An 18195-nucleotide genomic window follows, 5' to 3' on the forward strand; every position below is an offset into this window, starting at 1 on the left:
TGAACCACTTTATTTTGCCAGATAACTATTTCTATTAGTCTTACTTATTTATTACTACTTTTTCGAAGTAATTTGCGAAGCCAAATCAGCTAATTGTTTTAATATTTCAAGATTTCCATTATTGATTTCAGGATTGGGTTGTGGTGTATTTAGCTGAACAAGATCTACGTTCGCCTTTCCAAAAAACTGCTCTGACATTTTGGCAAGGATTTCCTGCCTTTTACCATCTTCAAGTTCTACAAGGTATGGACTTAAGGAAGTAAGTTCTAATTCCATTCTGCGATATACACGTTCAGCATCTAAATGCACTTTTGCTTGTCGGGACGCATAACCCGCTACAGTTGCGAAAGTAGCAGCGATTGATACTCTTTTTGCTATTTCCCCCCATACGGACGCATTATCTAACGGGAGTAAGAAACTCCAAATAGATGCCCCAATGAGTAACACCATTGCTATCATTGTTATTGTGCGCCAATTTTTACGCGCTTTTTGCTCCTGATCCGCTACTTGCTTATACCCACCTGCCATACTGGTATTTGATATGATATTTAATGTCTTTGCTGCCTTGTTTTTATATTCTTCAAGTTTATCAAGTATTTCCGAAGCACTTGTAGAAAAATTATCTTGTAAATCCTTTTCCTTTTGGTTTGAATCTGCTAAAAATTGGTCATATGCTTTTTCTGTATCTACAGCTAAAGAATTAAACTTTTCAATCCAATCAGCCTCACGCTTATCATACGTCCTTTTCCTTTCTTCTTCGGCACTAGAAAATCTTTCTCTTCTAGACTCTTCAGCTTGTGAAAACTGCTGTTGAAATTCAGCAATAGCTGAATCTAGTCGGCTTTTTTGAGCCTCAATAGTTGTTGCTACTTGATTAAATCCTTGGTCAATTTCATTTTTAGCCTCCAGCACTTTTTTTAAGTCTTCTTCTGCATGGCGCATATGCTGTGCTGTTGACCTGCGAATAGATACAATAGAATCCCTGATACCCTCCGCTTCAAAAGGAAAGTTTGGTATTATTAAACTAGCAATTGTGGGAAGGTAGTTATCAAATTGATTGTTTGCATTTTGTAAATATCCTACATTTCGATCATTTTTATAACTGTTCAAGTAAGATAGCACATTGTTAAGACAATTATTTTGAATTGTATCAAGATGTCCTATGTACACAAGATTAGGATCACAATTTTCTATTGCACCCCTTAATAGCATGCTCAATTGCTTGATTCGGTCCAATTCAATAACAGCATCGGATTTGATATTTTCAATATTTTGTAGCTCATCAATTACATTAATAATGTTTTCTAAATTTTTGTGAAGAGCGTGGTTTTCAAATCTTTGAATAAATCTCGTCATTTTTATCCTCCGGGTTTATATGAGACAAATTAAACGCCCAGGAAAAATCCCTGGAAAATACTTTTGTTTGTTTTACTTTGAAAACGACAATTTCTTGTAGTAAAACACCCTATTACCATTGATCATTTCTTTTGATCTTTTCCTTTGCTTTCTCAGTAAGAATATAATTATTATCTATTTGATTTTTCCCTTCCCCTTTATTTAGGTTTCCACTCCTTCAATAAATTTCTTTTGGCATTTTTAGACTTTTGCTTTACTTTCCATAAAAAGGCACCCTTCGCTATGACACTTGCTCCCTCACAAACAGCAATATATTTATTGTCAGTAGTATCAAATGCAATCAATTCAAACAAGAATTTTTCATCGGCTATACCATATTCATCTATACCAAGTCTTAAACAATCAGTAGAAGTGAATCCTAAACACAAATGACCATTAATTTCCCTTTTAGGAGGTATCTCTAGAGTAAAATCTGCACCTATAACCTTATCTAAACCATACATTATGTGCTGTGAGATAATATTACCTTCCTTTTTAATAAATAAGGCTCCCTTAAGGAGAGTAATTGGATTGTTGGACAAGTTTCTAAAAGAAACATGTAAGGTTCCCACACCTTCGCGATCATTAGTTGCATAAAAGCAATGATCTAATAATCTTATTTCTAATCTATTACCAGCTAAATAAAATCGGTCAAAATCACTTCTTTTGGCCACTGATTGTTGTGAGCCTTTCCTTACAATACAGTATCCTTCATTAAAAAGACCGTTTTTTTTGATCATATATGGTCTGTCTGGTGAATTTTGAATTTCAATAACCCCAATAATTTTATCTTGGTAGTTAAAATAGTTCACATTTAAATTAATGTCAGGTTCAATATTATTAAGGATGAATTCCTGATATGTAGAAGAATCCACTTGGTCATTTTTGCTTATCCCATCAATTCTTCTCCCTTCTCTAGGATTATCTTTAACTCCCATGATAATAAATCTACTTCCTTGATGTTCGGCATTTGCCATTGCCATGATATCTTTTAGTAAATCTGGTGTACCTTTAGAATGATAATGCTTTGCTTTAAAATCCAAATACTCACATTCATGTCCGTTTTCAATTAGTTGAATAATATTGTTTATATTTATCACCTTAAAATCTCCTAAACCTAATATTAGTATAATTTTACCAATACTTTTGTAATATTGTCGATTATATTTTTATTTTGGATTATTTAGCAAAGTTTTTCTAAAAATTGAAAACCGGCGCCAAATAAATGGCCGCCGGATCCCAATTATCTTAATAAGTATTTAATAGTACATCTCAACATAACTATATGCTTTATCAAACAACTCTTTATCTTTAATCTTCTATTTTACCCATATCACACTTCGCAATGCCTTTTTAACTTCTTGCTTACCGGTTGTTGTAATTTGCCAGTCTGGGAAGCGAACTATTTTCACTATATTGTCGATATCATTTACAATTCGTTCAACGATGATAGGAGTATTCTTATTTCTCACGCTATTAAATAGTTCTGTAAGAGCTGCTTTACCTTTATCAATTTCTTCCTCAGGCACTGTTTCCCTTTCAGCTTCAGCCGCATCCTTAGCAAGTTCAAGAAGTCTTTTTAAGAACACAACACTTGTAATCAGGTCTTGTTCATGCCTTCCTCTTAATTCTTCGAGTCTTTCCCCTAATTTTATGAATTTAGGGTCTTTATCATGTTCTGTATTCGTACAACAAGATTTATTTCAATTTTTTTCGCAGCTTTATTTGGATCTTTTCGTCCTTCAAGATAATCATCAATAATATCTACGTCAAGACGCAAAATGTCCAAATCATCGTGAACCTCATAAACACTTACATTTTCTTGGACCAATTCAATTGTTTTTGGTCCAAGAGCAGCCCAAATGAGTGCCCCTCTACCATCTGTAGGTCTTAACGACTCATAAACTTTTGTTAGCCACAGATAGTCAAATTCAGGTAAAAAGGGTCAGACCCCCTGTCGCAGGTAGACAGGACGGCTTGATAACCGAATTTGACGAACGGCTCTGGGTTACCCTCGTGGACTTCGCCACAGTCTACAGCGCAACCCCGATGTACGGTTCACTTTCAAGACCGGCAAAGAGATAATGGCTTAATCAAATAGTGAAAAATGCTTTGTCTGCATCCGTTTTGCGGTTTGTAGATTATACTTTTTAGAGAGCATCTTCCAACTCTTCTTCAGAGTAGCCGAAAGTGTAATCTTCATCTTTTCCATTTGAAGCCCAGATTTGAGCGGCATCATAAACGCTTAAAGATTCGCTGTCGTCTAAATAGTGGTCATCATCTAAACCATATCTACAATTTGAGCAGTACATGTCACTAAAAACGTTTTTCTTAGTTAGAGGTTCTCCGCATTGTGGACAAGGTGGAGTCTCACCAGTATATGCGTTTTCTTCTTCCCAACTTTTCCTTTTTGAAATATCTAATAATCCCAAGTGGATACCTTCCCTCTTAAATTAGCCTTAATCGGTTTCGCCATCGGATTCTTGCATTACCTCATTTTCAGTAGCTGCTTGGGTAGCATCGTAATTCTTTATGCTTTGTATAAGTTTCTTTTTGGCTGATTCAACTTCGGAGGTTGAGATGGCTTTTTTCTGAGCCAAGGAGTCAATTATTTTTCGCACACCGACTGTAAGGGCAATGCCTCCGGCAAAAGCAACACCAACCCAAGGAAGAATCTTTTTTTCTCCGGACTTAACCAGTAGTTCGACAAGTTTTTCGGGACCACCGCTATCCTTTGCCATTTTAGATAGTTCTGCGTAATTCCATGCCATAGTTTTCCGCTCCTTTGATAATTTTATAGTGGATGTTTATGTCCGCATTCGCTATAATCATTATAGACATTAATGTCCGCACCATCAATAAGACAGACTGCGGTATTTTTGGAAAAAATGTCCGCAAATCGGGAGGAGAAGGTAATGGGGAACAAAACGGCTCGGAAAGTACCCGTTAACAAAGAGCGTTTTATTGAAGTGCTAAAACATAGAAACTGTAGTATTAGGAAACTCGGCGAAGCCTATGAGGAAATCGAACGTACAGAAAAAACAATACGTCGATGTTTAGATGATGGGGAAATGCCGCCGGATTTACTGGATAGAATTGCGAAATATCTTGATGTTCATCCAGACTATCTGTCAGGTGCATATGATGAAAAAGCTGACAGAATTGAAAATGAGTATTTACTCGCTCTTACTCGTTCTTTCATAAAACCAGAAAAATATCCGTACCTCTTAAAAGCCAAAAGCGATATAGGTTATAAAACATATTTTGAGAATATTCTTACCATGAACGATATCACAATGGAGCTATTCCAAACGCTTCCACCGGGGGAGCGTATAGTGTTCCGTCAAGAAATGGTTGTAGCGATTTTACGAGTCATTGGTAAACATTTTTCACATGATTCGTTAGGCAATAATTTAGCGGAAGAACTATCTTATTGTGAATCTTTTGTTGGAGATTTCGACCCATGCTCATATTTTGCAGGGTTAGAAGGCATCAGATTATCAGAGGAAGAACTTGACGGATTAATTGATAATGAAAACTCCATGACTGATTCTGAGCGACGTTTGCATGGAAAATATACAAGATTAGAGCAAGGGTAAGATCAACAGGCGAACGAAAATCCCACGGTAGCGGTTTCAATCGCTCTCGTGGGACTTTTGCGTTTCCAGCGGTTTTCGGTATGCACACCCCTGACGGTTTTGCACCCCCCTTGACCGCTGAAAAAGGTAATCGTTAAATTGTATCAATCTCGACGTGATTATTTCAAAGACTTTTCCACTAATCGGCTCAAGCATGGCCACTAATAATTGAACAATACTGAATGAAAAATTCTCCACCTCTGTTCCCTTCCGATAAAGCTAAAGAGCCAATAGAATATTCATACGTTCTACCTAAAATATCAACACTTCTTTTATCCCTGGCACCCCTACAATCAGTATCAATTGTCACTTGAGCCATACGAATTTGGTGGTTCAGCCACCTTCGACAGATTGCTCTGTGTATCAATGTTATCCGTCACAGAGTCATGTTTTTTCTCCGTAAACGAACTTGAACCACCAATGCCGAAGTACTTCTCAAAGAATTCCTTTAGCTTATCAATGACACCCTGCTTTTTCTTAGCTCTGCCGCCACCACCAAATCGAGAAACAGGAGGCATTAGCTTATCAATATCGGTTCCTGCGGTCTTAATTTCACCATCACGAAACGCATTTTCAAGGTATTTCCGAGTATCCTCTGGTTTTAACTTTTCTTCCGTGATGATTGTTTTGAGTTCTTCTTCACGCTGTTTCACAACATAATCGTGCCATTCACTCATAACATCATCCGCATCGTTGACTCCTGCGATAAAGGATTCTATCAGCTGTTTCTTGCTGCGAAGTTCAGGACTGGCATCAATTGCCTTCTTAATAGTAATGAGCACTTCCTTATCTTCACAATGGGTATCGTGATACTTTTTCACAAGCATCAGAATATAATCAATATTAATTTCTATCTGTTTAATCAGCTCTACTTCAAACACAATATCATCGATAATATCTGTACTTTCTCCTGCCTCACGCTTGCGTTTCCATTCATCACGCAAATCCTGATACCTGCCTAGGTAATCCTGCAAATCCCTTTCAGTAATCAATTCGTTATCTTTGAATTCATCAAAGGAGGAAAGGAGATTTCTCATACGAAGGATTGCCCCAAACAGTGCAATAAAATCTTTCTGATTCTGCTCTCCAATAATCTGTGGATCAGTAAGTGGGAACTTCCCGGTCAGTTCCCCCATCATATCCATATATCCCGGCATAGGTTTTCCATCTACGGATTCATAGCCATAATAATAATCCTTAAAACTCTTCATCAGAACAATTCCGCCTGCATTCTTATCACCAAAAAGGGATATGGCACTGTCCACACGCTTTTGCAAGTTTCTGAAGCATACGATATTTCCAAAGGTCTTGATGGAATTTAGAATTCGGTTTGTTCTAGAAAATGCTTGAATCAATCCGTGCATTTTCAGATTCTTGTCTACCCATAAGGTATTTAGTGTGGTGGCATCAAAACCTGTGAGAAACATATTCACTACAATCAACAAATCCAGTTCCTTGTTTTTCATACGCAGGGAAACATCCTTGTAGTAATTCTGGAATTTGTCACTGGATGTATCATAATTGGTATGGAACATTTCATTGTAGTTTTTGATTGCTACCTCAAGGAAATCACGAGAGTTCTGGTCAAGAGCAGATGTGTCCTCTGAATTTTCCTCGTCTAAGATGCCATCCGTTTCTTCTTCATTTGCTCCATAACTGAAAATAGTAGCCACACGCAGTTTTCGTGATGGGTCAGCTTTCATCTGTTTTTGGAACTCTTCATAATACAGCTTCGCCATTGGCACAGATGCTACAGCAAAAATGGAATTAAACCCACTGACCCGCTGTTTCTGCTTGATTTCCTCCACTGCACCTCTTTGTGCAGAGGCAACTTCTGCAATATTCGTGAGGGAATTGAATATGTATGTCTTATCCCCACGGTAAGTTTTCTGGTCAAAATGCTCTAGAATATATTTGGTTACAAGAGCAATACGCTGTGGTGCCATCATTGCTTTTTCACGGTTGATGTCCCACACCATTTCATCGCTGATTTCTTCATTTGTACCCATCGTCTTGATGTAGTCCACACGGAACGGCAGGACATTCTTATCATTAATGGCATCTACAATGGTGTAGGTGTGAAGCTGGTCACCAAATGTCTGCCCTGTTGTAAGGTACTCCATATTCTTTCTTGTAGAACTGGAATTAGCAGGGAAAATAGGTGTCCCGGTAAATCCAAATAAATGATATTTCTTAAAGTTCCTTACGATTGCCTTATGCATATCTCCGAACTGACTACGGTGGCATTCATCAAAGATAATGACTACGTGCTTGCCAAACACTTGATGTCCCGCATATTTTTTGATAAAAGTTGCAAGTTTCTGAATGGTAGTAATAATGATATGGGCATTAGGGTCTTCTAACTGCTTCTTCAAAATAGATGTAGAAGTATTGCTATTGGCAGCACCTTTCTCAAATCGGTCATACTCCTTCATTGTCTGATAGTCTAAATCCTTACGGTCTACTACAAACATTACTTTATCAACATAAGGAAGCTGAGAAGCTAGTCTTGCAGTCTTAAAGGATGTCAAGGTTTTACCAGAACCAGTGGTATGCCAGATATATCCTCCTCCTGCAATACTGCCATATTTCTTATAATTGTTGGCTATTTCTATTCTGTTTAAGATTCTCTCAGTAGCAGTAATCTGATATGGTCGCATAACCATCAGCATATTTTCTGATGTAAAAATGCAGTACTTGGTCAGAATATTTAAGAGGGTATGCTTGGCAAAAAAGGTCTTAGTAAAGTCAATAAGGTCTGGAATCACACGATTATTGGCATCTGCCCAAAAGCTCGTGAACTCAAAGCTATTGCTCGTTTTTCCCTTCTTCGTCTTGCCGGAATTAGCATCCTTAATAGCATTGAAACGAGTACTGTTAGAATAATACTTGGTGTTTGTACCATTGGAGATAACGAACATCTGCACATATTCAAACAGACCACAGCCTGCCCAAAAGGAATCACGTTGGTAACGGTTAATCTGATTGAAAGCCTCCCTAATTGCAACTCCTCTACGTTTGAGTTCAATATGCACCAGGGGCAGACCATTCACAAGCACCGTCACATCATAGCGGTTGTCATACTTCGCACCGTCTGCTTTGCCTATGACATACTGGTTGATGACTTGCAGATAGTTGTTGTGTATGTTCTTTTTATCGATAAGGGCGATGTTCTTGGAAGTGCCATCATCCCGCTTTAGCACCTGAACAAAGTCTTCTTGTATCTTGCGTGTTTTCTCCACAATATGCTCATTGGGATTAGCCACAGCACTCTTAAAAAACTGATCCCACTCCGTATTAGAGAACTGATAGTGGTTCAGCTTTTCCAATTTGTTACGGAGATTTGCGATCAAATCTTTTTCTGTATGGATTTGCAAATATTCATACCCCTGCTCACAAAGCAAGCGAATAAATTCCTTTTCAAGTAGCGCCTCGTTCTGGTAGCTGTCTGAACGTGCCTTCACAGGCTCATATTCTGTGACTACTGTGTTTTCACTTGTGGCTGCAACGATATTAAAATATGACATAGTATCTGCCCCCCTTTCCTAAGAGATTTCTTTGAATGTCAATAATTTGTCACGATAGTATTCATATTGCTTTTTTCTTGCCACGATTTCTGCAGGAAGTCCATTTGAAATGTCATTTAATAGGTTATCAAATCTCTCTAGTATAGAAACAATTCTATTCTGTTCCTCTATTGAAGGGATTGGGATTAGTGCTTTTCCCAGACCGCTTGCTGATATAGAGCAAATTTTACCTTCAGATACATATTTCTTAATCTGATTATGGTAAATATTTGTTCTCAAATAGTATGAAATATATTTTGGATTTTGATTATGTGTGAATGTATAGCACGCATCATGTACAGCTATATCTTCATCACCAAACCACGCAACACCTACACCAATATCAATATTGTTCTCACCAGCACCTACTATTACAACATCACCTTTTGTTGCAAATCTAAGCTTAGTTGCCAATTCTGACTTAACAAATGATTTTGGTTTTTCAGCAGAAACGCCATAATAAGTGTAAAGTTCACCATAATGTAAACATGGAACACCAGACATTAAACCTTCCGAGTCCGCTTTTACAAATCTCTTTCCTCGTGTCAAAGTCCCGACTTCAGATAATGGTAATATTTTAACAGATTGATTATTTGCCATCTTTAGCATGCCTTCATAATTATGCCCATAAAACTCATCTAGATAATATTCATACTGTTTCTTTCTCGCTGTAAGCTCCGATGTTAGCTCCGATGTTAGCTCCGATGTTAGCTTCGTGAATTTATCCAGAATACGGACAATTTCACGTTGGACTTCGAGAGGGGGGATGGGGATTTGGAAATTGCTAATCACAGAATTACTTAAATTGTTTATTGTTGTTGTATTTAATGCCATACTTAAATAGTTATAGAACATTGTACTTGTTAAGATATGAAACAGATAACGACTATTAAGACTTTTACAGCATCGTATTACTGCCATAAATCCCCCAAATGTAAAATCTATGTCTTCAGTAATGTAAGCAACTTTTCCTATATGTTCTCTACTTCCACTACCAGCACAAATCAATATATCACCTTTTTTTAACATTTGTTCTGTTTTAACTCTTACTTCTTTGGAAATAAATTTAATCTCATCAAAATTCAAAGCATTTGCTGATACAGTTATATTATTTGCTCTTAAGACTTTCCATGCATCGGGTTCATCCGCTTCTGCCTCTTTACTTTTATTATAAGTAATTCCTCTAATGTAATTACACACTGCGTTAAAACTTTTATACTCAACCCCATCCGGGCAAAGTTCTGCAATCAATTCCTCCAACTTACTCATTTGCCCACCTCAATTTCTTCGATGATGTTACGAATGGCTTCACGCAGTTCATCCTCGCGTTTAACGATTTCTTCAATTTCTGCATTTAGCTTCACTATATCCACCTTTTCACGGGTGTCCTCTACCTCTACATAGGTAGAAACAGAAAGGTTATAATCATTTTCTGCGATTTCTTCATAGCTTGCCAGATGTGAGAAATGCTTTACTTCTTCACGGTTTGCAAAAATGTCTACTATGCGTTCAATATTCTTAGGTGTCAGCTTATTGTTATTGGTTACCTTGATGCACTCAGTAGAAGCATCGATAAATAGCGTCTTGTTGTCATTCTTGCTTTTCTTCATCACCATAATACAAGTTGCAATGCTTGTGCCAAAGAATAGGTTACTAGGAAGCTGAATAATACAATCCACATAGTTGTTATCTACTAAATATTTACGAATTTTTTTCTCTGCTCCTCCTCGGTACATGATACCCGGAAAGCATACAATTGCAGCTGTTCCATTAGATGCAAGCCATGAAAGGCTGTGCATAATAAAAGCAAGGTCAGCTTTGCTCTTTGGTGCAAGCACTCCCGCAGGAGCAAAACGTGGGTCATTGATGAGCAATGGGTTTTCATCACCTGCCCACTTGATAGAGTAAGGCGGATTAGAAACAATCAATTCAAATGGCTCATCATCCCAGTGCTGTGGTGCTGTTAGAGTATCCTCACAAGCAACATTAAATTTGTCAAAACCAATGTCATGCAAAAACATATTGATGCGGCAAAGGTTGTAGGTGGTGATATTGATTTCCTGTCCATAAAAACCGTTGCGAATAGCATCTTTTCCAAGAATTTTTTCAGCCTTTAGAAGTAGTGAACCAGAACCACAGGCAGGATCATACACTTTATTGATTTCTGTCTTTCCAACAGTGCCAAGGCGTGTCAACAGTTCTGAAACATCAGCAGGAGTGAAGAACTCACCGCCGGACTTTCCTGCATTAGAGGCATACATAGTCATAAGATATTCGTAGGCATCACCAAAAGCGTCAATGGAATGGTCTTTGACTTCACCAAGATTCATTTCCCCAACACCATTTATTAACTTCACCAGTTTTTCATTTCTTTTGGCAACCGTAGAACCAAGTTTATTGCTGTTTACATCGAAATCATCAAACAAGCCTGCAAAATCGTTCTCGGCTTCACTACCCTTGGCAGATTCCTCAATATGGCGGAATACCCTTTCCAGTGTTTCGTTCAGATTTTCATCAGTTGCAGCCTTTGCCCTGACATTGCAGAATAACTCGCTGGGCAGTATAAAGAATCCCTTTTCTTCCACCAAACTTTCTCTTGCCTCTTCAGCCTCTTCATCAGACATTTTTGCAAAATCAAAATCTATGTTTCCAGCTTCAATTTCACCGCTGTTAATATAGTTGCACAGGTTTTCTGAAATATATCTGTAAAACATTGTGCCAAGAACATAGTTTTTAAAGTCCCAGCCGTCTACTGCTCCTCTTAATTCATCTGCAATCGCCCATATGGCACGATGAAGCTCATCACGCTCTTGTTCTTTCTTTGTATCAATCATTCTCTTTTCCTCCGTCTTCTGGTATAAATTCCAAGATGTCATCCACACCGCAATCAAGAACACCACATATTTTCTCGATGCTTTCAAGGGAAACATAACTATCCCTTTTAAGGCGTGTGATAATATTTGCACTAAATCCTGATCTTTCAGCAAGATCAGCATTAGATATCTTCTTATCTATTAATAGCTTAAACAGCTTATTATAGCGCACTGCCATCTATGGCAACCCCCTATAGTGTCTATTTTAATTAAAATTATATCACGTTTTCGTGAATAGTCCTTCGTTTTAATGATTTATTTTTATAATAAAAACATTCATGAGCTTTCACTCCCAACCCTGGCATGAAAATTAATTTCTCTTATCCATAATGTTAGTGACACAAACAGTATTTAAGGATGTGGCTTTTTATGGTGGCATAGACCCTGTAATAAAAACTGTTTGAGTGAATTTGGTGTTCAACCCTTTGTTAGCTCCTTCCTTACGGAAGGATGACTACGGACAGAAAAATGCTTATTTTCAAATTCACTCACTGTTTGTGATCTTAATAGACAGGAGTATTTTTATGGAGGTATTTATTGAACGATGTGCTGGTTTAGACGTCCATGCGGAGACGATCGTAGCTTGTTTAATTTCCGGGAGTAGAGAGGACGACTTATTTAAAGTAACGGAAACTTTCCCTACTCTCACAAAAGATCTTTATCGTTTATTAAAGTGGCTTGAAGAGCATGGGGTAACTCATATCGCGATGGAAAGTACAGGCGTTTATTGGAAACCTGTATTTAATATCTTGGAAGATTACTTTGATATTACACTCGCTAATGCACAACGAATTAAAAATGTGCCTGGTCGGAAAACCGATGTTTCAGATGCAGAGTGGATTGCAAAATTATTACGACATGGGCTAATCGAAAAAAGCTTTGTTCCACCTGTTGATATTCGTGAACTTCGTGATTTAACACGACTTCGTAAGAAGTGGATAGGTCATTTAACATCTGAGAAGAATCGTATTCAAAAGGTATTGGAATGTTCGAATGTTAAGCTCAGTTCAGTTATTTCCGATGTTTTTGGTGTATCAGGGAGGAAACTTCTAAAAAAATTGATTGAACAAGGATATGTGGATGAATCTGATGTTGAAAATAGTATCCACGGGAAAATGGCAGGAAAGAAGCAGAAAATTACCGATTCTCTTTTTGGCACTTTAAATGAACACCAAATCTTTCTTATCAGGCAGTCATGGCAACATATTATATATTTGGAATCGCTCATTTCAGAAATAGAGGACCGAATAGATGGTTTATTAATTAACTATAAGGAAGAAATGGAATTACTTCTTACTATTCCTGGGATTAAAAAGGATACGGCAGCAATTATCATTGCAGAAATCGGGGTCGATATGGGGCAATTTCCTACTTCACAACATTTAGCTTCCTGGGCAGGTGTATCACCAGGTAATAATGAAAGTGCTGGAAAAAGAAAAAGTACAAAGACCACCAAAGGAAATCCTCATATAAAGTCAGCAATGTGTGAAGCAGCTTGGGCAGTTTCAAGATGTCGAAATCGTTGGTTAGCAGCAAAATATTGGTCGATAGCAGCAAGAAGAGGAAAGAAAAAAGCACTCGTTGCCATAGCACATCGAATGCTTCGAATTATTTACTCCATGCTTTTAAACAAGGAGCCGTTTAAAGAAATGCAAATTAGTTAGTATAACCAAAACCAAATAGATTTATACAAAGTTACCCTCCCACAGGTACCTCTGCTTTCTTTTTGGCTCTTTTAGGTTATTTACAGGATTTCCTACCTTGATCAATAGTATACAGGAGACTCGGGGGTTTTTTATTTTCACAGAAAAAAGGCAACTATGCTAAACCCCGACAATCCTTGATGTAGAGCCGTTTCGTTTAATATAGTTGCATATCGTATTATAAATTTAAACACCAAACAAACACAAATTTTCCTTACACTCCCCCCTAAACCCAGTGTTTTCGCCGTGCCATATTGATGTTTTTCTTCTCAATAAAAACGTGTAACACTCCGTCAAATTTAATATCGCAATTCAACCTTAGCATAACCACTATGATTATATAAGCAATTACTTTATGTAAGTAGGGGGTGGGGCACCGAACTACATTAGCCGAATAGCAGTTTACACTTACTACTCCTCAAAGCTGCAAAATGCATTTTTATCAATTCTATTAATAGGTGTACCAGTTAATCCAAAGAAAAATGCATATGGTAGAGCTACGCATTTTTTCACGAAGATCGCCCTCTTGCGTTCTATGGGCCTATACACCATTAAAATAATATTTTCTCGCTGGTCCAGCACACCATCAACTTCTTAAAATTTAAAAATTGTAGTGATGAGGATTTTTCTCATATCACCCTTAAAAAGTTCACAAGGTTGTCTTTACTGCTAGCACTAGCCAGATTAGGTATATCTGATACATTAAATGTTGCTGTATTCTGTGTTTCACGGTTTATGAAGAACCCTTTTTAAAAACTCAGTCACAAATGAAGGCTATTACCATAGAAAAAAGCCCTCTAAGTAGAGAGCTTTAATAGTAACCTTTGTGAACTTATTGCTTATACAAATCCAATAGCACCTTCAAAAGATTTTTTATCGTTTCACGACCTTTTAGAGCGACATTGGGTTCAATTACGTTCGGGTGTGCAGCTTTATTTCTTAATTCTCTTGTGATGGTAAAAATCTTTTCATAGTAATCCCTGTTAATAAATCTCTCGTCAAAGGAATTCAGCAAGAAGTTTTTAAAGTCTTGGAACAAAGGACTACTATCAGCACGACTTCCTGTTAATTTAATTAAAATTCCTCGATTTTTTTAAATTTGACTAAATTGAATTATGAACAAAGTTTACAAGTAGCACAAATGGCTAAAGAATTAACAAAAGAATTCGCAGGGAGATTAAAGCATACTAATACATCAACAAAACAGGCTATGAATGACGACCTTGCGGATTTTGTACTAATTATTATTCTACTGTTTACACTTCAATTATTAATAAAATTTAAGAAGTATAATTATTAAAGGCCGTCTTCCCCATACTTGGCCGGGCCCCGATAATCACCAAATCGGACGCTTGAAATCCACCGGTCAGCCTGTCCAAATCATGAAAACCGGAGGGGATTCCTGCCATTTCGCCCTGATCCTGCTCGCACTCTACAAATAACTCCACCAATGATGTGGTGATCTTACCCGTGTCATCGTCCGTCTGATCTTCTTCAATACTAATCAGTTCATCGATTCCGTCCCTTACTGTTGTGTCACTATCCTCACTGGCGGCCTGGACCATTATTTTTTTGCCTGCTGCGATCAGCTTTCATTTTTTGTCGTACTCCTTGACCAGTTTTTCATAGGTATGAAAATTGGCAATATTTGGCACACTACCTGTCAATTGGGCGATGTAGGTCATTCCACCCGCATTTTGAATGCCCTCGATCCCGAGTTCATTCAGTATTGTCACCAAATCTACCGGCATTCCTTTTACAACTAGGCTGCGAATGCTTGTATAGAGTAGTCGAATCTCTGGAAAGTATAGCTGTTCCGGGAGAATAGCACACTCTTTTACTAATTCACTGTCGAGGAAAAAGGACCCAACAAATGCTTCTTCCGCTTCTTGATTACAAGGTTCAAATGGTCTCATCCTGCTACTCCCTTTCGATGACCAATAGCTTTCTGATATTGGCCAGTTCTTTTTGCATGACATCGCTATTTGCAGGCACATAATGACGGGTAAGGATGACCATAGTTTCATCGGGATTCGGAACAATTCCAGGAACACTGGACTTTATGTAAAGCTCGGACACTTTGGGTGGAAAAGGCGATTGCCGCACGTACTTTAACAGATTCTCCTTCATGTCGACAAACGTAAGGTCCTTTATCGCGTCGTGCCAAAGGTTCACTTTCTCTTGATCCAAGCTAAACTGTTCATAAAACACTAAAATCATTTTCAATAGGGCGAACGTTTCCCGTTTATTCATCTAAATCAAAATCCTCCTCGGTTAGCTCTTTTTTCCATGACTTTTGGTTGCGATAGGCCTCAAATTTCGACCCAAATAATGTTTCCGGCCGGAGATATTTGCACATGACCGGGTCCTCCAGCCATTCCGCCGCTTTTAAATCGATCACTGCTTTAAAATCCTCCAGGGTAAACCCTTCTCTAGCCCTTGCTGAAATCAGTTCCTTTGTTTTCGGACTGCTTGGTTTGTAGGCTGCATTTGTTTTTTCATTCAGATAGTGGATGACTTCAGTAACCGGTATTTTCTCTGTTGCTGGTGTTGGCGTTGCTTGCTGTGGCATTAATTCTTCTACGTTGTCATCCAACAACTCATATAAGTCGACCTGCATGTGGTTTGGATCTGTTCCTGTTGCGGTGGTCTCATGATCGGCCGGTTGAGGTTCCTCAGTAGGGTTCATTGGCTCGCCTTCTGTCAGTTCCTCCAGCCTTTGGTAATCGATGGTATACCACTTGGACTTATCCATTTTCGACCGGTTCCAGTTCCCGGATAGCAGCATTCCTTGTTTTTCCAGCGAGTGAATGGTCCGTTTAATCGTGCTTTCAGACCAGAACGGAAGCTGTTCCTGCCAATCTTTATACGTGTTGAATATCCACTTCCGACCTTCAATGACATGTCTGCTGCCATGAACCCAATAATGGATTTGCTGCAGGATGACGGCTTCGTTCAAGCCAATTTTGACTGCCAGTGATGGGATAATCATCACCGGGTTTTCGTTGATCAATAATTTACTCACCCTATTCCCCTCCTCTTTTTCAATCGCCAATGGACTGGTTCGTCGTGGTTGAAGGGCTGACCCATGCATCGGCTCAACCGCTTCACCTTCTATATATCGATTAGAACTTAAAAAGGACAGGGTAGTTTAATAATTTTTTTGTGAGTTTTAATTTTTAATTGTGGATAGGATGTTTTTACTTGCGGATACGCGGGTTTTATTACGGGTTCGTATTTGCGGGACAAATATATATTTTTCTCTGTTGTATTCTCTGAAGTAATCTATGTGTTATTCTCTGGTATTGCTTGGTTCGGGATGATTCCACCTATGATGCAGACTGGGTTCATGTTGGGGTCATGTTAAGACAAACACGGCTCATTATATATCCTATCAATGGCCTAAAAATGGGGTCCCCCAGCACAAGCAAATATTTCTTTCTTGCTTTCTTAAGGATCATAAACAAAAACAAATGTTCAATCGGCATCAATACATTCTTATTGATTAACGTTATAGTAAACTGTCAAACTGAAACGATCAGTTTGAATCCCAAAGAACCCTATCTCAAGATTCGGTTCCCCGCAGATGACTTTTGTTAATTGAAAAGAGGTATAATTAATAAGATGAATGGAAATTGGAGGAGTTATCATGTTGGTCAAGGTTCAAATTGACGGAAGTACGCCCAACAAAAAGAAACTGAAGAAAAACACCCACGAGATATCAAAAATTACATATAAGAGTCTGGGACTTGTTGAAAGCGCCTTAGAAGAGTTTCTTCAGGAAAATATTGAAGTATTAACCCAAGAAGAAGATTACGAACTCAAGATTATCGGTAAACAGGTTCGCAATAATGCGAATAAGCGGACGGACTTGGTCGGCATCGATAGTAATGGGAACGTGGTCGTGATTGAAATCAAACGGGATGAAGATGATATGAGGACTCGAAGAGATAACTTCGAATCCCAAGCCATTCGCTATGCCGCCTCTTTTGCCAAAATCACCAGCGTCCAAGAAATTGTGGAAAAAGTGTATGCCGATTATTTGGTCCATTATGAAAACGTCAAGGAAGAAGAGGCCGTTGAAGTTGGCATTGAGAACATCGTTGGGTTTTTAAATGATCACGAAGCATTTGATAACTTTAATGCCGACCAACGCATCATATTAGTCGCCTCGAGTTTTGACCCGAGTGTCTTATCCGCCTCCGCCTGGTTATTAACAAAAGGACTCGATATCTCTTGCTTTGAAATTGCACCTCAATTGATTGAAGGGGAAAATGGTGATGATTACCTCCTTGAAATCAAGAAGCTGCTTCCGCTTGGATCCGATGACGATTATTTTTCAGAAATATTGACGAACGAAAACAAGCGGCCTACAGCCCGAAGACAATCCAGCTGGACACGAAAAAGTTTCCCAAAACTCACCCATATGCTGGAAGTGGGGCTTGTGTCGGAAGGCGATGAGATTTTCTTCAAAAACAAGGAGAGCGAGTCCCTCGGAAAGATTCAAAGTGGTAATAATGTCGAATTTAATGGAAAAATCATTTCTTTAAATGCCTGGGCGAAACAATTTGCACCAAGCGGTAAGGTCAATGGATATGATTATGCGGTTGTAAAAGAAAAGAACAAGACATTGTCGGAGATTCGGGCAGAGGGATATGACTTATTTGATGGCATGGGCTTCGATCCAATCTAAAAATGGGGTCAGTCCCCCATCACACTAAAGTTTTAACACACCGGGGGACTGACCCTTGAATTCAAAAAAAGTCAGTTGTCTACTTTATTTTTTGGCTCTGTTATAGCTGAATGTTGATTTCAAAGTGTTTGAAAATAAACGGTAAAATTCCGTTTAAATTGGGAAATACCCATATTTTCTTAAAAATAAAGGAAGTTTTTCTGTTTATATGATTCAAATCTTTGGATTTTGTCTTATTTAGAGCAGTTAATCGGAATTTCTTCGCTTATATCTGCTTTTTAAGCTTCCTTTTATACATTAGCCGGAAATTCTCCGCCTATGAATTCT

General features: G+C 38.2%; 17 protein-coding genes and 1 pseudogene. 3 read left to right on the top strand and 15 right to left on the bottom strand.

Features of this window, described 5'->3' with window-relative positions:
* Positions 1-54: 54 nt before the first annotated feature.
* The 5 genes from ACNQGS_RS08250 to ACNQGS_RS08270 all read right to left on the bottom strand — a co-directional run bounded on the left by ACNQGS_RS08250 (position 55) and on the right by ACNQGS_RS08270 (position 4166).
* Positions 55-1356 (bottom strand): hypothetical protein, encoded by a 1302-nt coding sequence (locus ACNQGS_RS08250; protein ID WP_491486911.1) that lies wholly within the window; start codon positions 1354-1356, stop codon positions 55-57.
* Positions 1357-1553: 197 nt separating this feature from the next.
* Positions 1554-2495, bottom strand: coding sequence for an AlbA family DNA-binding domain-containing protein (locus tag ACNQGS_RS08255; protein WP_491486912.1), 942 nt, complete (start codon positions 2493-2495; stop codon positions 1554-1556).
* Between the two features lie 219 nt (positions 2496-2714).
* A complete protein-coding gene (locus ACNQGS_RS08260) occupies positions 2715-2984 on the bottom strand; it encodes a hypothetical protein (protein WP_491486913.1) in 270 nt (89 codons plus the stop codon).
* Between the two features lie 561 nt (positions 2985-3545).
* Entirely contained in the window at positions 3546-3827 is a 282-nt protein-coding gene (locus ACNQGS_RS08265) for a hypothetical protein (RefSeq protein ID WP_491486914.1), read from the bottom strand.
* A 27-nt stretch (positions 3828-3854) separates the two neighbouring features.
* A complete protein-coding gene (locus ACNQGS_RS08270; protein WP_491486915.1) occupies positions 3855-4166 on the bottom strand; it encodes a hypothetical protein in 312 nt (103 codons plus the stop codon).
* Positions 4167-4310: 144 nt separating this feature from the next.
* Here ACNQGS_RS08270 and ACNQGS_RS08275 point away from each other — a divergent pair, with 144 nt between their 5' ends.
* Complete coding sequence (locus ACNQGS_RS08275) at positions 4311-4994, top strand: hypothetical protein (protein WP_491486916.1); 684 nt, start codon at positions 4311-4313, stop codon at positions 4992-4994.
* Positions 4995-5156: 162 nt separating this feature from the next.
* Here the strand turns inward: ACNQGS_RS08275 and ACNQGS_RS08280 are convergent.
* The 5 genes and pseudogenes from ACNQGS_RS08280 to ACNQGS_RS08300 form a co-directional block, all read right to left on the bottom strand.
* Positions 5157-5307 (bottom strand): annotated as a pseudogene (locus tag ACNQGS_RS08280) (N-6 DNA methylase); the annotation flags it as partial.
* 25 nt (positions 5308-5332) lie between these two features.
* Positions 5333-8560, bottom strand: a complete 3228-nt coding sequence (locus ACNQGS_RS08285; protein WP_491486917.1) for a type I restriction endonuclease subunit R — start codon at positions 8558-8560, stop codon at positions 5333-5335.
* An 18-nt stretch (positions 8561-8578) separates the two neighbouring features.
* Positions 8579-9868, bottom strand: a complete 1290-nt coding sequence (locus ACNQGS_RS08290; protein ID WP_491486918.1) for a restriction endonuclease subunit S — start codon at positions 9866-9868, stop codon at positions 8579-8581.
* The gene (locus ACNQGS_RS08295; protein ID WP_491486919.1) at positions 9865-11433 is read right to left on the bottom strand and encodes a type I restriction-modification system subunit M; all 1569 of its coding nucleotides are present in this window, start codon (positions 11431-11433) and stop codon (positions 9865-9867) included. Before ACNQGS_RS08295 ends, ACNQGS_RS08290 begins: the two co-directional genes overlap by 4 nt.
* Entirely contained in the window at positions 11426-11650 is a 225-nt protein-coding gene (locus ACNQGS_RS08300; RefSeq protein ID WP_491486920.1) for a helix-turn-helix domain-containing protein, read from the bottom strand. Before ACNQGS_RS08300 ends, ACNQGS_RS08295 begins: the two co-directional genes overlap by 8 nt.
* 346 nt (positions 11651-11996) lie before the next feature.
* On the opposite strand from ACNQGS_RS08300, the gene ACNQGS_RS08305 reads away from it, so the two are divergent.
* The gene (locus ACNQGS_RS08305; protein WP_491486921.1) at positions 11997-13136 is read left to right on the top strand and encodes an IS110 family RNA-guided transposase; all 1140 of its coding nucleotides are present in this window, start codon (positions 11997-11999) and stop codon (positions 13134-13136) included.
* A gap of 871 nt (positions 13137-14007) precedes the next feature.
* On the opposite strand, the gene ACNQGS_RS08310 is transcribed toward ACNQGS_RS08305, so the two are convergent.
* From ACNQGS_RS08310 to ACNQGS_RS08330, 5 genes are all read right to left on the bottom strand, one after another.
* Positions 14008-14214, bottom strand: coding sequence for a hypothetical protein (locus ACNQGS_RS08310; protein ID WP_491486922.1), 207 nt, complete (start codon positions 14212-14214; stop codon positions 14008-14010).
* 241 nt (positions 14215-14455) lie between these two features.
* Entirely contained in the window at positions 14456-14740 is a 285-nt protein-coding gene (locus tag ACNQGS_RS08315; RefSeq protein WP_491486923.1) for a DnaB-like helicase C-terminal domain-containing protein, read from the bottom strand.
* A 27-nt stretch (positions 14741-14767) separates the two neighbouring features.
* Positions 14768-15091 carry a DnaB-like helicase N-terminal domain-containing protein gene (locus ACNQGS_RS08320; RefSeq protein WP_491486924.1) on the bottom strand — a complete coding sequence of 108 codons (324 nt, stop codon included), beginning with the start codon at positions 15089-15091 and terminating at the stop codon, positions 14768-14770.
* Between the two features lie 4 nt (positions 15092-15095).
* On the bottom strand, positions 15096-15428 hold the full coding sequence (locus tag ACNQGS_RS08325; protein ID WP_491486925.1) for a replicative helicase loader/inhibitor: 333 nt from the start codon (positions 15426-15428) through the stop codon (positions 15096-15098).
* Complete coding sequence (locus ACNQGS_RS08330) at positions 15421-16200, bottom strand: conserved phage C-terminal domain-containing protein (RefSeq protein WP_491486926.1); 780 nt, start codon at positions 16198-16200, stop codon at positions 15421-15423. The genes ACNQGS_RS08325 and ACNQGS_RS08330 overlap by 8 nt, the downstream gene beginning before the upstream one ends.
* Before the next feature lie 624 nt (positions 16201-16824).
* Between ACNQGS_RS08330 and ACNQGS_RS08335 the strand changes: the two genes are divergently transcribed.
* Positions 16825-17868 carry a hypothetical protein gene (locus ACNQGS_RS08335; RefSeq protein ID WP_491486927.1) on the top strand — a complete coding sequence of 348 codons (1044 nt, stop codon included), beginning with the start codon at positions 16825-16827 and terminating at the stop codon, positions 17866-17868.
* The last annotated feature ends 327 nt before the right edge of the window (positions 17869-18195 follow it).

The organism is Neobacillus sp. PVCKKU3, from assembly GCF_058323225.1.

Bases quoted from the DNA above. Each gene is read 5' to 3' on its own strand.
- ACNQGS_RS08250 (WP_491486911.1), bottom strand. From the start codon at position 1,356: ATGACGAGATTTATTCAAAGATTTGAAAACCACGCTCTTCACAAAAAT.
- ACNQGS_RS08270 (WP_491486915.1), bottom strand. From the start codon at position 4,166: ATGGCATGGAATTACGCAGAACTATCTAAAATGGCAAAGGATAGCGGT.
- ACNQGS_RS08275 (WP_491486916.1), top strand. From the start codon at position 4,311: ATGGGGAACAAAACGGCTCGGAAAGTACCCGTTAACAAAGAGCGTTTT.
- ACNQGS_RS08285 (WP_491486917.1), bottom strand. From the start codon at position 8,560: ATGTCATATTTTAATATCGTTGCAGCCACAAGTGAAAACACAGTAGTC.
- ACNQGS_RS08290 (WP_491486918.1), bottom strand. From the start codon at position 9,868: ATGAGTAAGTTGGAGGAATTGATTGCAGAACTTTGCCCGGATGGGGTT.
- ACNQGS_RS08295 (WP_491486919.1), bottom strand. From the start codon at position 11,433: ATGATTGATACAAAGAAAGAACAAGAGCGTGATGAGCTTCATCGTGCC.
- ACNQGS_RS08300 (WP_491486920.1), bottom strand. From the start codon at position 11,650: ATGGCAGTGCGCTATAATAAGCTGTTTAAGCTATTAATAGATAAGAAG.
- ACNQGS_RS08305 (WP_491486921.1), top strand. From the start codon at position 11,997: ATGGAGGTATTTATTGAACGATGTGCTGGTTTAGACGTCCATGCGGAG.
- ACNQGS_RS08315 (WP_491486923.1), bottom strand. From the start codon at position 14,740: ATGGTCCAGGCCGCCAGTGAGGATAGTGACACAACAGTAAGGGACGGA.
- ACNQGS_RS08320 (WP_491486924.1), bottom strand. From the start codon at position 15,091: ATGAGACCATTTGAACCTTGTAATCAAGAAGCGGAAGAAGCATTTGTT.
- ACNQGS_RS08325 (WP_491486925.1), bottom strand. From the start codon at position 15,428: ATGAATAAACGGGAAACGTTCGCCCTATTGAAAATGATTTTAGTGTTT.
- ACNQGS_RS08335 (WP_491486927.1), top strand. From the start codon at position 16,825: ATGTTGGTCAAGGTTCAAATTGACGGAAGTACGCCCAACAAAAAGAAA.